9 protein-coding genes are annotated in these 14,188 nt (G+C 51.3%); 3 read left to right on the top strand and 6 right to left on the bottom strand.

Annotation, left to right across the window (positions count from 1 at the left end; genetic code table 11):
- Positions 1-83: 83 nt before the first annotated feature.
- A complete protein-coding gene (locus AB3G37_RS19830) occupies positions 84-1,397 on the bottom strand; it encodes an aspartate aminotransferase family protein (RefSeq protein ID WP_009637043.1) in 1,314 nt (437 codons plus the stop codon).
- A gap of 270 nt (positions 1,398-1,667) precedes the next feature.
- On the opposite strand from AB3G37_RS19830, the gene AB3G37_RS19825 reads away from it, so the two are divergent.
- The 3 genes from AB3G37_RS19825 to AB3G37_RS19815 all read left to right on the top strand — a co-directional run bounded on the left by AB3G37_RS19825 (position 1,668) and on the right by AB3G37_RS19815 (position 5,354).
- On the top strand, positions 1,668-2,678 hold the full coding sequence (locus tag AB3G37_RS19825; RefSeq protein ID WP_369788867.1) for a phosphotransferase enzyme family protein: 1,011 nt from the start codon (positions 1,668-1,670) through the stop codon (positions 2,676-2,678).
- Positions 2,679-2,923: 245 nt separating this feature from the next.
- Positions 2,924-3,961, top strand: a complete 1,038-nt coding sequence (locus AB3G37_RS19820) for an AraC family transcriptional regulator (protein WP_037378370.1) — start codon at positions 2,924-2,926, stop codon at positions 3,959-3,961.
- A gap of 328 nt (positions 3,962-4,289) precedes the next feature.
- Positions 4,290-5,354, top strand: a complete 1,065-nt coding sequence (locus AB3G37_RS19815; RefSeq protein ID WP_369788866.1) for an O-antigen ligase family protein — start codon at positions 4,290-4,292, stop codon at positions 5,352-5,354.
- A gap of 78 nt (positions 5,355-5,432) precedes the next feature.
- Here AB3G37_RS19815 and AB3G37_RS19810 read toward each other — a convergent pair whose 3' ends face one another.
- The 5 genes from AB3G37_RS19810 to sbcD all read right to left on the bottom strand — a co-directional run bounded on the left by AB3G37_RS19810 (position 5,433) and on the right by sbcD (position 14,100).
- Positions 5,433-6,713: a cytochrome c gene (locus tag AB3G37_RS19810; RefSeq protein ID WP_009637047.1), complete on the bottom strand. Its 1,281-nt coding sequence runs from the start codon at positions 6,711-6,713 to the stop codon at positions 5,433-5,435.
- A gap of 10 nt (positions 6,714-6,723) precedes the next feature.
- Positions 6,724-8,493 (bottom strand): GMC family oxidoreductase, encoded by a 1,770-nt coding sequence (locus AB3G37_RS19805; RefSeq protein ID WP_369788865.1) that lies wholly within the window; start codon positions 8,491-8,493, stop codon positions 6,724-6,726.
- 26 nt (positions 8,494-8,519) lie between these two features.
- Positions 8,520-9,242: a gluconate 2-dehydrogenase subunit 3 family protein gene (locus tag AB3G37_RS19800; RefSeq protein WP_369788864.1), complete on the bottom strand. Its 723-nt coding sequence runs from the start codon at positions 9,240-9,242 to the stop codon at positions 8,520-8,522.
- Positions 9,243-9,610: 368 nt separating this feature from the next.
- Positions 9,611-12,865, bottom strand: a complete 3,255-nt coding sequence (sbcC, locus tag AB3G37_RS19795) for an exonuclease subunit SbcC (protein WP_369788863.1) — start codon at positions 12,863-12,865, stop codon at positions 9,611-9,613.
- Positions 12,862-14,100: an exonuclease subunit SbcD gene (sbcD, locus tag AB3G37_RS19790; protein WP_369788862.1), complete on the bottom strand. Its 1,239-nt coding sequence runs from the start codon at positions 14,098-14,100 to the stop codon at positions 12,862-12,864. Before sbcD ends, sbcC begins: the two co-directional genes overlap by 4 nt.
- Positions 14,101-14,188 lie beyond the last annotated feature (88 nt).

Below are 14,188 nucleotides of genomic sequence, written 5' to 3'. Positions count from 1 at the left end.
GCCGCCGGAATCGGCGGTGAAAGCGGCCCGTATCGCCTTGGACAGGGCCGGTAACTCGTTTTTTTGATCTTTTTTTCAGCAATTTAGAACAGCTTGCTGAGTACTTTTTCCAGACTTTCCACCAGGATCAGGCTGTGCTCGGCAGTGAAGACCAGCGGAGGGCGAATCTTCAGAATATTGGCGTGAGGCCCCGATGCGCCAATCAGAACGCCTTCTTCACGCAGCGCATTGACCACTGCCAGTGCGGTCGCAGAATCCGGTTTGCCCTCTGGGGTGGTGAAATCGACAGAAACAAACAGCCCCGCACCGCGCACGCTGCCAATGGCCGGGAAGCGGGTCGCCAGCTCGCTGATGCCGTCGAGAATCGCCTTGCCGGCTCGGCCTACGCTCGGGATCAGATTTTCCTGCTCGATCACTTCCAGCACTGCCAGACCCACCGCAGATGACACAGTATTGCCACCGAAGGTATTGAAATAGCTCGATTCACTGCCGAAACGTTCAAGAATGTGCGGCTTGATGGTGATTGCCGCCATTGGATGACCGTTGCCCATTGGTTTGCCGAGGCTGACGATATCCGGCAGTACGCCGTGGCGCTGGAATCCCCACATATGTTCACCTGAACGGCCGTAGCCTGGTTGCACTTCATCGGCAATATACAGCGCGCCAGCCTTGTGGATTTCGTCGATCGCCTCTTTAAGGAAGCCTGCCGGATCAAAGAAACCGCCGTCGCTGGTAAAGAAGGTATCGATCATCAGGGCCGCGGGTTTGATCCCGTGGCGGCGCATGTCGGCCAGAGCAGCACGAACGTCGGCGGCAAATTTTTTGCCCACCGCGGCAGGATTGGCCGGGTCATGGATTGGGGCAGGGATTACTCGCGCGTCACCATTAACTTTGACGTAAGGACCCATTGAAGCAGACAGGCCGGCAATCGCTTTGGTCATGCCGTGATAGCTGAATTCGGTGATGATTACACCAGTGCCGCCTGTAAAGTCTTCGGCGATGCGCAGCGCAAGATCGTTTGCTTCGCTGCCGGTACAGGTAAACATTACCTGGCTCAGCTCAGGCGGCATGGTCGATACTAACTTTTCGGCGAAGTTGAGCACATTATCGTGCAAATAACGGGTATGTGTGTTCAGGGTTGAGGCCTGACGAATCATTGCTTCCAGTACATAAGGATGGCAGTGGCCGACTGACGGCACATTGTTATAAACGTCAAGATAGCGGCGACCGGCGTCGTCATAAACCCACACGCCTTCGCCGCGTACCAGGTGTACCGGATTCTTGTAAAACAGCTGGTAGGCCGGACCGAGCAGGCGACGGCGGCGTTCGATCATTTCCAGCGCCTTTGGGGAAACGTCGGAACTGGCGGCGGCATCAAAAGCGTTTGTTTTCAGCATAATAGTTAATCTCCTGACGGATGCGGCTAAATTTTTTCCGGCTGACTTAAATCATCCGGCGAGTGAAGTTGATTCGATAATGCACCGCGTGCCGCCACAAAACTTGACCGCAGAGCGCTCACTCCTGCACTGCAAAGTCAACTTGACCCGCTTAAGGGGTTTTAAGTCCTCTGCAGTCAACAATTGCTGTTCCCGGGTCAAGCGCGGAAGCGTCGTCGCTCGCATTCTGATAGCACGAACTCACAATGACTTGCCCCGGAGTGAACCCTGATGAATGCAAAACAGTCTGATACCCTGGACGAACAGAGCCTGCACCAGCTCGCTGAACAGGCACTGCGTCAATATCCCCAAGAGCTACAAGGGGAAATTGCCCTGATCTGTCGTTCTGAAAATGCCACTTTTGTGGTGCGCCTGGCAGATTGCAGTCGGCTTGCGCTGCGAGTGCATCGCGATGACTATCATCAACGTAATGAAATCGAGAGCGAGCTGTCCTGGCTCGACAGCCTGCGTGAAACCGGCATTCAGGTGCCCGAAGCGCTGGTGGGCAGTAACGGCCAGCGAGTGCAGACGCTGGCGCTGGATGAGCAACACAGCCGACACGTGGTGTTATTCAGGTGGATAGCAGGTGAAATGCCGACTACCGAGGTCGATCCGCGCGCCTTTGCCCAACTCGGTGAGGTGACTGCGCGATTGCATCAACACAGCCAAAACTGGGAAAAACCTGCCGGATTCAAACGAATCGTCTGGGATCATCAGACCATGACCGGCGATAAAGGGCATTGGGGCCGCTGGCAGGATGCACCGGGCTTGCGCGAAGAAGATCATCCGCTGGTGGAAAGGACACTGGCCCGCGTAGACCGGACCCTGCAAAAATATGGTAAAAATCCTCGCCGCTACGGGCTGATCCACGCCGATCTGCGCCTGACTAATCTGCTGTTGCACAAAGGCGAGACGCGAGTGATCGATTTTGATGACTGCGGCATGGGCTGGTATATGCACGACGCGGCAGCGGCCATCAGCTTCGTAGAGCATCATCCCAGAGCGCAAGAGTGGGTAGAACATTGGCTGGCCGGTTATCAGCGTATCTGCCCGCTGAGCGAGGAATGTCTGGCGGTGATCCCGACGATGATTATCCAGCGGCGCATTCAACTTTTGGCCTGGGTAGGCTCACATGCCACTACCGAGATGGCGATAAGCCTGGGCGATCGCTGGGTTGCCGACAGTATCAAACTCTGTGAAGCCTATCTGGCGACAGAAGAGTGCGCACTGGCGGTGATTTAGGCGCGACTTAATGACACACTGCACGTCGGTATGCACGCTTTACGTGCAGTGTGTTTCTTGCGGTGTTTAGCCCTGAGGCGATGCTTAACTCACGGTAACGCCTCGCTTCATTCCTTAAAGTCTGTGATTTTTTCCTGATAATCTCCTGATTTTTACCCCTCTGGTACAAAACTTGCAGTAATGACCTACCTAAAATAATCACAGTGGAAGCTTTGATGCAGACTGACGTATTACGGCAATCATTTATGTCCGGCCATCGCGAGACGGAAACCTACAGCAATCGTGGCGTATTGGCGGCGGCGGCCAGCGGGCTGAGCGATTTTATTATTACTAAAGGGGCAGACGTTGATCGCGTACTCGGGCTTTGTCATATCGACCCCGAGCTTTTGCAGCGACCGACTCTGAGTCTGGGGCTGACCAACTATTGTCAGGTGCTGGAAGAGGCGGCCAGACAGTCGGGTTGTGATAACTTCGGTTTGCATTACGGCAAGCAATTCAAACCACAGTCATTAGGCCTGATCGGCTATATCGGTCTCTGCTCGTCATCGGCGGAAACTGCTTTGCAAAATGTCGTTAATGCCTTTCCTTTTCATCAACATAACACGCTTACTCGCCTGATTGATAAAGGCGAATACTATCGCTTTGACTATCAGGTGCGTCACGGCGGTATTTTATGTAAACGTCAGGATGCCGAGCTGACACTAGGGATGATCCTGAACCTGCTGCGCCACGGTTTAGGTAAAAATTGGGCGCCGCGTGAGGTGCATTTTGAGCATCCGCGCCCCGAGCAGTGGCATGAGCACTGCAAGATCTTCGATGCACCGGTCTATTTTGATCAACCCTTCAACTCGCTACTGATCGCCAAGCGCGATCTCCAGCGATCGATGCCGGAGCAAGATCAGACTTTGCTGCTAGTGATGCAGGATGCGATCCGCCGGCTGAATACCGACAGTCACTCGCAGCAGTCTGTAGTCGATCGCGCGCGATCGCAGGTTCGCCAGGTGTTAACAATGGGTGAGCCGGTTCTTGATGACGTCGCCGATAAGATGGGCATGTCGGTAAGTTCGCTCCAGCGCAGGCTGCGTGAGCAGAATCTGACCTTTACCGTACTGGTGGATAAAGTGCGCTGCGAGTTGGCTACCCACTATCTGCAGCAACAGCAGCTACCTATTTCAGAGATGGCCCTTTTGCTGGGTTATTCAGAGGTTAGCGCCTTTTCGCGCGCCTTCCGCCGCTGGTTTGGCGTCAGCCCTCGTCAATGGCGTCAGGAGCGACAACATTAATAAATACCTAGATAAGTTACGAAATTTTAACCGGGGACAAATTAAATCGATTAACCCCCACGATTATGGCAGTCTACTGGGTTTTACAGCTTAAAATTTGATAGTTGCACGGGAAACGAGCATGGCGTCAGGCTTAATTGGACGGGAAAAATTTAATCACTATCTGTTTATTTTCGTAGTTGCGCTTTTAATCTTTATTTTGCCTTACGGTTATACGCATGAAAAAACCAGCAGAGAACTTTTTTACTTCTGTAGCTATTTGTCTATAACGGGCATCGTTATAAATTATAGAGAATTTAAAAGGATATTTAGCTCCACGCGATTTGCCATGCCTATGATTGCATTGGCCATCCTCTATTTTGCCTGGTCACTTTTCGCGACGGTTGCCACCCCGGATAAAGCGAATGAATGGGTACTGTTTACCGCCAGTAAACGCTGGTTTCTTAGTGGCATTATAGCCTTCTACGTTTGCTGGGCAGCGCAGGAGCACCGTTTATCGGCGAGTTCTTTAAAGCGCCTGGCTTTGGCCTCTCTATTTGCCGCCTTTGTTGCCGCCAGTGTCTATGGAGTTTGGCTGCATTTCACCAAGCCTGATCGGGTCGTTTTGGGTATTAGCCGCGCCACGCTGACGGCTTACGCCTATAGCGCCCTTGCGCTGTCGATCATGACGCTTATCGCCCGTAACTGCACTTCAGGCAAAAAGTATCTCGGCATTCTGCTGATGACGCTAGTGTCGCTATACATTATTTTTCTCACCGAGACGCGTTCTTCGATGGTATTGCACCTGATACTCTCAGTGCTTCTGGTGCTGGCAACGTTGTGGCAGGATAAAAAATTGACCCCAAAATCGCTTGGCATACTGATATTGCTGGTGGTGGTGGTGGTGGGCGGCGGCTCGCAATCGAAGATAGTTCAATCACGCTTTGATCTCACGTGCAGTGAATTGCAGATGTATAAACAAGGCGACGATCAGTCCTCCCTAGGTTCGCGATTTACGATGTGGAAAATGGGGATTATTGCCTTTAAAGAGTACCCATTTGGGCAAACCGAGACCGGGCGCAACCAGCGTATTCGGCAGTATCTAGATAGCCACAACCAGTCTCATTCATTTGCATTACGTTACATCGATGTTCATTTGCATAATGAATTTATTCAGTTAGCCTCTTTGTCCGGAATTTTTGGCATCCTGGCGCTGCTGTATTTCTTTATCGCACTGATGTTCCGCAACGGCATTTCCGGATTCTTGTTGAATCCTGTGTCGATGGTAGCATTATCGGCCTTCCTGTATGGCTTAACCGATGTGTTATTAATTTCCGAGCAATATATCGTGTTGTTCTCGATGATTATTCTCCTGTCATGGATTTGCACACGCTCAGAAAAACGGCCTGACTAAATAGAAACGGGCCGTTGAATTTTTCAGCGGCCCGTTTCTATTGTAATAAATAAGACTCTATTTATTTTTCGTCATTTATTACTGCTTCTTTTCCATCGCATCTCTGACCTTTTTCACCTGATCCACCGTTACCGCTGGCGCGTTATTACCCCATCCTTGACGTACAAAAGTCGTCAAATCAGCAACCTGCTGATCGGAAAGTCTGCCCGCGAACCCTGGCATAAACAGTACCGATGGCGCGTTTTGCGTCGAAGGTGTTGCCGCGCCGTTCAGTACGGTACTGATTAATCCGGTAGGATTATCGGCCTGCACAATTGCGGCTCCGTTAAGGCGAGGGAATATGCCTTTGGCACCATTGCCGTTAGTCCAGTGGCAGGCTTCACAGTTATTGAGATACAGCAGTTGTCCCTGACTCAAGCCTTTGCCCGCCGTGAGGAATTGCGCTGTGTCTGCGGTGGCTTTTGCCACATCAGGTTTCTGATTTACGGCGGTTTTCTCCGCGGGCAGCGACTGTAGATAAACGGCGATGGCTTTGAGATCGTCGGGCGTCATATATTGCATACTGTGCTCGACAACGCTGGTCATTTCCCCGCCCACTGAGGCAAAGTGGTTACGTCCGGTTCCCAGATAGTCAACAATATCCTGCGTTGTCCAGCCGTCCGGGCTGCGAATCGCGGGCACTGGCCAATCATTCAGTTCACTGCCGGACAGGAATGCCGGGTCGGAATCATTCAGCGCTTTTTCCTGCATCGCAACACCGCGTGGCGTATGACAGCTGCCGCAGTGGCCGAGTGTTTCAACCAGATATTTTCCTCTATTCACCTCTGCAGGCGCATTGCTGGCCGGTGCAAACGTTTTATCCGAAGTAAACATCATATTCCAGAAACGTATACCCCAGCGCTGGCTGAACGGGAAACTCAGCGACGTTTCAGGGGCAGATTTAGCAACAGGTTTGACCCCTTTCATGAAATAGGTATAAAGCGCGTGAATATCCTCATCGCTAATCCCCTGATAATCCGGATAAGGCATTGCTGGGTAAAGATAACTACCGTCCGCACGAACCCCTTTACGCACTGCATCAGCAAATTGCTGTTCGGTGTATTGACCTATGCCATGGTCCGGGTCGGGAGTGATATTGGAGGAGTAGATCACGCCCATCGGACTTTTGATCTGCAAACCGCCGGCGAAAGAGTCGCCCCCTTTGGACGTGTGGCATGCAGCACAGTCTCCGGCGCGGGCCAGATAGGCGCCTTTGCTAATCAGTGCATCGACATCATTGCTCTGTGCAGCCTGAACGCTGTGCATAAAAATCCCGGACAGCATGGTGAGAGATAACAGGCTAATGGCCTTTAGTTTCATGCTGCCTCCTCTATGCCTGAACCAATGGGCCAGGATTTTTAAGATACTGTTCACGAATGGCCTTGGCTGACCAGTAGGCTAAGGCGCCGACCAGTGCCGTTGGATTCGCCTGGAAGTTTTGTGGGAAAGCGCAGGCTCCCTGAACAAAGACGTTGTGAACATCCCAGCTTTGCAAATAGCGATTCACTGCTGAGGTTTTCGGGTTGTCGCCCATCACTGCGCCGCCGGTATTATGGGTTGAGCTGTATGCTGGCGAAATATTGAAATGACTGTCGTAATCCGGAACGCTTTCCGTGTAGCTATCTGGATTTAGATTCTTGACAATTCCGAGCATATTTCCGCGCAGGAAGCGCATCAAACGCACGTCATTTTTGACAAAGTCATAGGTCATGCGCAGCAGCGGCATGCCGTGTTCGTCTGTATAAGTGGGGTCCAAATCCAGGAAATTGCCTCGTGTCGACATATTGGAGACGGTCATTTTCATGCCCATAGAATGCCCGTAGCTGTCTTTCAGACCTTTCTTCCAGCCATTGCCCCACTTGGGCGTACCGCCTTTGAGTGCAGTGGCCAGCGGTGTGCCGGTTGCCTGTGAGCTGTGGACTTTTGCGCCGCCAATAAAGCCTAAATGCGAAGCATCGAAATTGCCTGGTCCAAAGTCGTTAAACATCACGCCGGTTGGGCCGGCAGCAGCAAACGGATTAAACTCCATTTTGTCGAAGAACAGAGTAAAACCGCCACCGTATTGGTAGGCGTAATTTCTTCCCACCACGCCTTCTTCGGTTATTGGGTTATACGGTTTACCAATTTGCGAATTAAGCATCAGTCGCACGTTATTAAGTGCAAAGGAGGCGAGGATGACAATTTTGGCAGGCTGGAAAACTTCATTGCCATCGGCATCAATATAAGTGACACCGGTCGCTGTTTTGCCATCAGGCGACTTTTCAACACGAATTACGTTAGCCTGAGTGCGATAATCGAAATTAGGATAAAGTTTAATCGCATCCAATATAGTGGTCTGTGGAGAAGCTTTAGAATAGTTTATGCAGGAATAGAACTGGCAAAATCCGCAATAGTTACAGGGTGCGATCTGCTGTTTGTATGGATTAGTCCAAGGCTCAGTAATAGCAGCGGAAGGGTTGGAAAACGGATGATAGCCCATTTCGCTTGCTACCTTTCTAAACATCGCGCCATTCAGCGTATCTTCCAGCGGTTTAGTAGGAAATAGATTGGATCTCGGGCCTTCAAACGGGTCGCCATTGGCCAAAATTTTGCCGTTTAAATTCCCTGTTGCGCCAGAAGTGCCACAAACCTGATCAAAGAAATCAAAATGCGGTTCAATTTCTTCCCATGAGAAAGGGAAGTCCATGACCCGCAATTCCGCGTCGAGCGCATTTTTATCGTAATGCTGGTCAACAAAAGTTTTTAACTTCAAGTCCGTCGGTGAAGGGCGAATTAACATCGCCGTCCAGTGCAGGCCAGCACCGCCAACGCCGTCCCCGACGCGAAAAGCGCCGAGTTCACGCATGGGTAGTGCGGTCTCAGTCGCATTATGTCGAACCGTGTAGGTTAGCGTCGAGGCCTGCTGCATCAGGACGTGGCGCTTGGTATTTGCCAGTTCATCTGCCGGAATAGGGTAACCCATTTCAGAACTTGGGCGGTCGTGACCCCGTTCTAGCGCTCTGACCTTAAGCCCGGCTTTCGCCATTTCTATACTTAATATCGATCCGGCCCATCCAAGGCCGACAACAACAACATCAACTGCATCATTGGTTTTTTTCATTGTCTTATTTCCAATATGTCAGAATATCAAGCCTGCTCGCCACTGATCGAAACAGGCCCTAATGGATATTTAACGTTGTGAATTTTTATCCATTCAGGAAAGCTTGCTCGTGCGCCGGGAAAACCAATCATTACCCACGAAGCCATATTTTTATTTCCGCCATATTGTGGATCGGATAAATACCCTTCTTTGGTATTATCCATGACGCGGGTAAAGAAATAGCCGGATGTAAGATCCTTTTCCCCTAATTGCGAGAAGTCTATTTTGTTATTCTCAAGTGCGGTAATAACCTCATCCTTCTGCGAAGCGGATAATGAAGAGAAAGATTGGTTATATTTGGCTTTTACATATTGTTCTGTAGCGGCAATACCTTTGCGGTAAAGCGTTTGTAGACTAAAAGGCAGTTGATAACCGAATAAATGACTGGCTTGGCTATTAAAAGGACCGTGCATATACCAGCTTTCGCCTTTGCCATATTTGGTCAGCATTTGTTTATCAATAAATATCGGGACATGAGTTTCCAAAGCTCCCGGACCATCACTGCTGGAGGGAATTAGGCGATCGCATAAGGAGTTCAAAAAAGTCCATTCATCAGCATTGAAATACTGAGGTTTATATTCTGATAGTTCCTTCATGGGTGCCGAAACAGCAGCAAATACGTTTGATAACCCTCCTTTGGCAGTAAACGATCCTATTACGACTAACGATCCAAAAATAAAACGCCTTCTGTTTAATGGAATACTGTTCATATTTTGCTCACATGTTATACGAAATCGTACAAACACTCCCTGGCGGAAGTTAGCTAGTGGTAGGGTGAGGCCGAGTGCCAGCCTGGGCGGCTGATCGAATTTCACTCAAGATACAATGGCTAACCTTTGTCTCCGTGTGGGTTTTGGTAAACAAATGTGTTTAAAATACATAACAAAATTTTAACTATTTGATTTTAAATTATTAACTTGTCAGTAAATTTATTTCAGAAGTGAATTTTTTCTTTCAAATTAAAAAGTCATTGTTAAAAAGTGCTGTGCATTGCGCGCAGCACTTGGAGTTCATTGCTAATTACCACTGACCGTTTTCGGAGTGTTTTCCATGAATAACAGGCGCGGATTAATCAGAGTCAGCCGTTGACCCTGAAGATACTGTCCAGTCTGCTAATGCCCAGCCCGTTAACTTTTTTCACTTTGATCTGCACCGGTATGCGGTCTTTCATTGCCTCAACGTGGCTGATTACGCCAATGGTCTTGCCGCTGGCATTCAGGCTGTCCAGTGCATCTAGCGCGGTGTCCAGCGTGTCAGCATCGAGGGTGCCAAAACCTTCATCGAGGAACAGTGAGTCGATGCGCGTTTTATCGCTGACCAGATCTGACAAAGCCAAAGCCAGCGCCAGACTGACCAGGAAACTTTCGCCGCCTGAAAGTGTGCGAGTGTCGCGCACGGCATCTGCCTGCCAAGTGTCTACCACCTCCAGCTCCAGCGCCTCGCTGGTTTTTCTTTGCAGGAAATAGCGGCCGTGGAGTTTCTCCATTTGCCTGTTAGCCAGATAAACCAGATGTTCCAGCGTCAGCCCCTGAGCAAACTTGCGGAATTTTGCGCCATCGCTAGAGCCGACAATCTGATTGAGGTAGCTCCAGTCGTCATAGGTTTCCTGTGATTCGGCAATCAGCTGCCACAGCGCCTGTTGACCGCTTTGACGCTGAGTATCACTGGTTAGCTGGCTACGCAGCTCGCCCTGGCGCTGTTGTAGCGTCCTCAGCTGGACGTTGAGTGCGGCGATCTGTTCGGCGAGCGTTTCGACATGACTTGTATGCTCGTTGAGCCCGGCCGGGCGTGATTGTAGATGTTGTTCCAACTGCTCGCTGGCCTGTTGCAGCAGAATTTTGCTCTGGGTCAGCTGTCGCTGCACGCTTTCTTTAAGTTGTTGCAGCTGCTGGCGTAGGGTCTCTTCGATTAATGCATCAATCACTGCCTGCTCATCGTTGAAATCACTGTTTTGCAGCGCCTGTAACCAGGCCAGCTCAGCCTGATGTAAATCAGTTTCGCCCAGCTTGTGACTGTGATGCAGGGTGACCAGTTGACCGCCGAGCTGGTCGAGCTGCTGCTGCACCGTCTGCAATTTTTCATAGGCTTGTTGACGTGTTTGCTCAGCCATTTGCAGCTGTTGGCGCAGCTGTTCACGAACCTGTGCCACCTGTCGATCACCAAACAGTTCAATGCGAGAGCTGCGCTGCTGAGTAAGTAATTGCTCACTTTCGGCTAACAGTTTTGCCTGCTGTTCCACCAGTTGCCGACACTCACTGTGCTGTTTATGCAGCGTGAGACTGCGCTCGTTTTGAATTACTACCTGCTGTTGCAAGTGATTCTGTTCAGCCTGCGCCGCATAAAGCGTTTCTTTGGCTTTCTGGACTGCCTGAGCGGCCTCATCGTGCTGGCGGATAAGCTGCTGGCAGCGCTGCTCTTGCTGTTCAGATTCTTGCAGCCAGTTTTGCAGCGCCTCGCTGTCTTGCAAGGTGAAACCTAATGAAAGCTGTCCACAGGCCTGTTGCCACTGTTCGAGATATCCCGCTTGCTGTTTTTGATCTTGTTGCAGCGCAGTTTGCAGCCGTTGTTGCTGTTCTTTTAATCCTTCGGTACGAGTCCGTAACTGTGTGCCATTGGTATGCAACTTTTCAGTTTCTTCACGCATGTGCTGCACCCGCAGCGCGGTCTCGGACGGACTGACGGCCTGATAGGATTCGATAGCCGGATGTGTCGTCGAACCGCACAGCGGGCAAGGCTGACCGGTTTGCAGGCGAGAGCGTTCTGCTTCAAGACTGACAATCAGCTGCTCCTGCGCCAGCAGTTTTTCGACATCGTTCAGATGCTGTTTTTGCTGCTTGTACTTTTCACGCGTCTGGTTAAGATTTTTTTCAGCCTCGAGCAGCTCTCCCTCGCGTGCGTCAAATTCCAGATGCTGCTGGCTAATCCGCTGGGATACTTGCTGAAACAGCGGCTGAAGGGTGGAGAGTTGCTGGCGAACGGGGCGCAGTCCGACCAGTTCCGAATGTTGACTGCGTAAAGCGGTCTGCGGCGACTGTGCTTCCAGCGCGCTTTGCTGCTGCGTTTGGCTATTCAACTGTGCAACAAGTTCGGCCTCTTTAGCCTGAAATTGCTGATTTCTTTGCGCCGAGGCAGTTTGCTCGCTAGCCAATTTTTGTAGCTCTTCAGCCAATTCCCGCTGCTGGTTTTGCTGTTTAAGATGCCTTTGCCGATCGTCGCTCAGCTTTTCCTGCAAATGATGGATTTTGCTGTCCAGCGGCTGGACTTGCTCCTCGATTAGCTTCTCTAGCCGCAGTTGTTCGGCGGCCTGTTGCTGCTGATGATGCAGCGCTTTTTCCAGAGCCTCATTTAAAGGGGTTTTGGAATGTTGCAACTGTTGCTGCTGCTCACCGAGCTGCGTTAGCTGCCGCTGTAAATCAGCCTGCTGCTGTTGATAGCGCTGGCGATCTTTTAACAACGGGCGAAGCTTTTCCGCCGGTTCGCTGCGCGCCAGCTGCTTTAATTGCGGCTCGGCCTGTTGCGCCTGACTTTCGGCATCGACAAGCTGTTGTTGGTATTGTTGCTGTTTTTGCTGAATGTTTTTCCACTGTTGCAGCCAGTTTAGACCTTGCTGTTGTTCCACTGTTTGCTGGCTGAGCGTGGTTTCCTGCAATCCCAGCTGAGTTAATTCTTGTTCGAGCAGTTGGCGTTGTTCCTCGCTGAGTAATTCAATACCGGCGGCGCGCTGGTGCAGCAGATCGAGGTCGATCTTCGCCTGTTTATGACGATCGAATACCTGTGCAGACAGTCGTCCATAAATCTCGGTGCCGGTCAGCTCTTCCAGCAGTTCGGCTCGTTCGTTGGCCCTGGCGTTAAGGAAGGCGGCAAACTGCCCCTGAGAGAGCATCATCGATTTGGTAAAACGGCCAAAATCCAGCCCCGTCAGCTCGGCAATCGCCGGAAGCTTATCGCGTACTTTGTCGGCGAGAATTTTGCCGTCGGCCAGTTGTGCCAGCTCGACCTTTGGTGCCTGCAAATTACCGGTTGGCGAGTTACCCGCCCGGCGCTGGCTCCAGAAGGCGCGATAGCCTACGCCCTTAACCTCAAACTCGACCTCGGCCAGCGATTCTGCGGTATGGCGGGTCATCAATTCGTTCTGGCTCGGAGACACATCCAGGCGCGGCGTTTGGTGATACAGCGCCAGGCAAATTGCGTCGAGTAGGGTGGTTTTACCGGCCCCGGTTGCGCCAGTAATAGCAAAAAGTCCATTACTGGCGAAGGGTTCGGCGGTGAAATCAATTTTCCATTCACCTTCCAGTGAATTGATATTTTTTAATCGTAATGACAGGATCTTCACTGGCTGGTTTCTCCGGCAGAATGGCCGTTTTCGACCTGTTCCAGCACCTGCGAGAACAGGGTGCGTATCCGCTGCTGGCGGCCCTCTTCAGGGGTATTTTCCTGCGCCAGTCGGCGTTCAAACACTTCGCTGACGCTAAGCTCTTTCAACGTTTCTTTCTCTTGCTGTAACAGACCGCTCAGACGCTGCTCTTTACTGCGCCGAAGTAGCACGACCTCCACCGGCAACGGATCGGTAAGCTGCTGGATACGCCGTTGGATATCGCTGAGATAATCCTGCGTCGCGACTTCAATATCGAGCCAAACCGGCAGCGTTTCCTGATTTTTTTCATAGGACTGCAGCTGTTTTTCAATCTCGGCCAGTGTGCCCTTAATGATTTCCATCGGCTGAGAGCGCGGGATCGCCAATGTTTCAATACTGTTAAGTTGATCGGCGGTGTAATCCAGCAGATAAACGCTTTTTTCATTGCTGGCTTCGTCAAAACTCAGGGGGATTGGCGAGCCGCTGTAGCGAATATGCTCGGTCCTGGCGATTTTCTGCGCTTTGTGAATGTGCCCCAACGCCACGTAATCTACCGGCGGGAAGGCCTGAGCGGGGAAGGCGTCTAAGGTACCGATATAAATGTCTCGCACCGAGTCGGAAGTGGTTACACCGACAGTGGTCAGATGGCCGGTAGCGATAATCGGCACCGCCACGCCGAGATGCTGGCGATGATCGCAGGCTGCCTGATAAAGCGCTGAATAATGTCCGGCGATAGCTTCTTGTAATGCAAGCTGTTTTTCGCTACCGGATTGCCCTGCCTGACTAGCCAGCAGATCGCGCGGGCGTAAAAACGGGATTGCACAAAGTATTGCCCCCGGCTGACCCTCGCGGTTTTTCAGGGTAATCACCTGGCGAGAAATATCCTCACCGACAGTCGCGATCACCTGAGTATTGAGGCAGGAAAGCAGCTCGCGAGATTCGTTCAGCGTAGCGACTGAGTCATGGTTTCCCGCCAGCACAATCAGCTGGCAGCCTGTCTGCTGTAAGTTCACCACAAAGCGGTTATACAGTTCGCGCGCATAGCTTGGCGGCGAGCCGGTATCGAAAATATCCCCCGCGACAATCACCGCATCGACCTGATGCTGTTCAACCTGTCCGATTAGCCAGTCAAGAAAAGCCTGATGTTCAGGCGCACGGCTTTTGGTAAAAAAGTACTGGCCGAGATGCCAGTCAGAGGTGTGAATCAGTCGCATGGGGGTCTCGCGGTGGCTGTAACAGGCGGCAAGTATAAACGCCCACGACCTTCTCTGTCCCCGAAAAATCATAACCATGTCATGTGCC

Origin of the sequence: Rouxiella sp. WC2420, assembly GCF_041200025.1 — a bacterium.
Classification (GTDB): domain Bacteria; phylum Pseudomonadota; class Gammaproteobacteria; order Enterobacterales; family Enterobacteriaceae; genus Rouxiella.
This window is presented reverse-complemented; position numbering and strand designations above follow the sequence as displayed.

Excerpts from the sequence above, each read along its gene's own strand:
- AB3G37_RS19830 (WP_009637043.1), bottom strand. The coding sequence starts at position 1,397 with ATGCTGAAAACAAACGCTTTTGATGCCGCCGCCAGTTCCGACGTTTCC.
- AB3G37_RS19825 (WP_369788867.1), top strand. The coding sequence starts at position 1,668 with ATGAATGCAAAACAGTCTGATACCCTGGACGAACAGAGCCTGCACCAG.
- AB3G37_RS19820 (WP_037378370.1), top strand. The coding sequence starts at position 2,924 with ATGTCCGGCCATCGCGAGACGGAAACCTACAGCAATCGTGGCGTATTG.
- AB3G37_RS19815 (WP_369788866.1), top strand. The coding sequence starts at position 4,290 with ATGCCTATGATTGCATTGGCCATCCTCTATTTTGCCTGGTCACTTTTC.
- AB3G37_RS19810 (WP_009637047.1), bottom strand. The coding sequence starts at position 6,713 with ATGAAACTAAAGGCCATTAGCCTGTTATCTCTCACCATGCTGTCCGGG.
- AB3G37_RS19805 (WP_369788865.1), bottom strand. The coding sequence starts at position 8,493 with ATGAAAAAAACCAATGATGCAGTTGATGTTGTTGTTGTCGGCCTTGGA.
- AB3G37_RS19800 (WP_369788864.1), bottom strand. The coding sequence starts at position 9,242 with ATGAACAGTATTCCATTAAACAGAAGGCGTTTTATTTTTGGATCGTTA.
- sbcD (WP_369788862.1), bottom strand. The coding sequence starts at position 14,100 with ATGCGACTGATTCACACCTCTGACTGGCATCTCGGCCAGTACTTTTTT.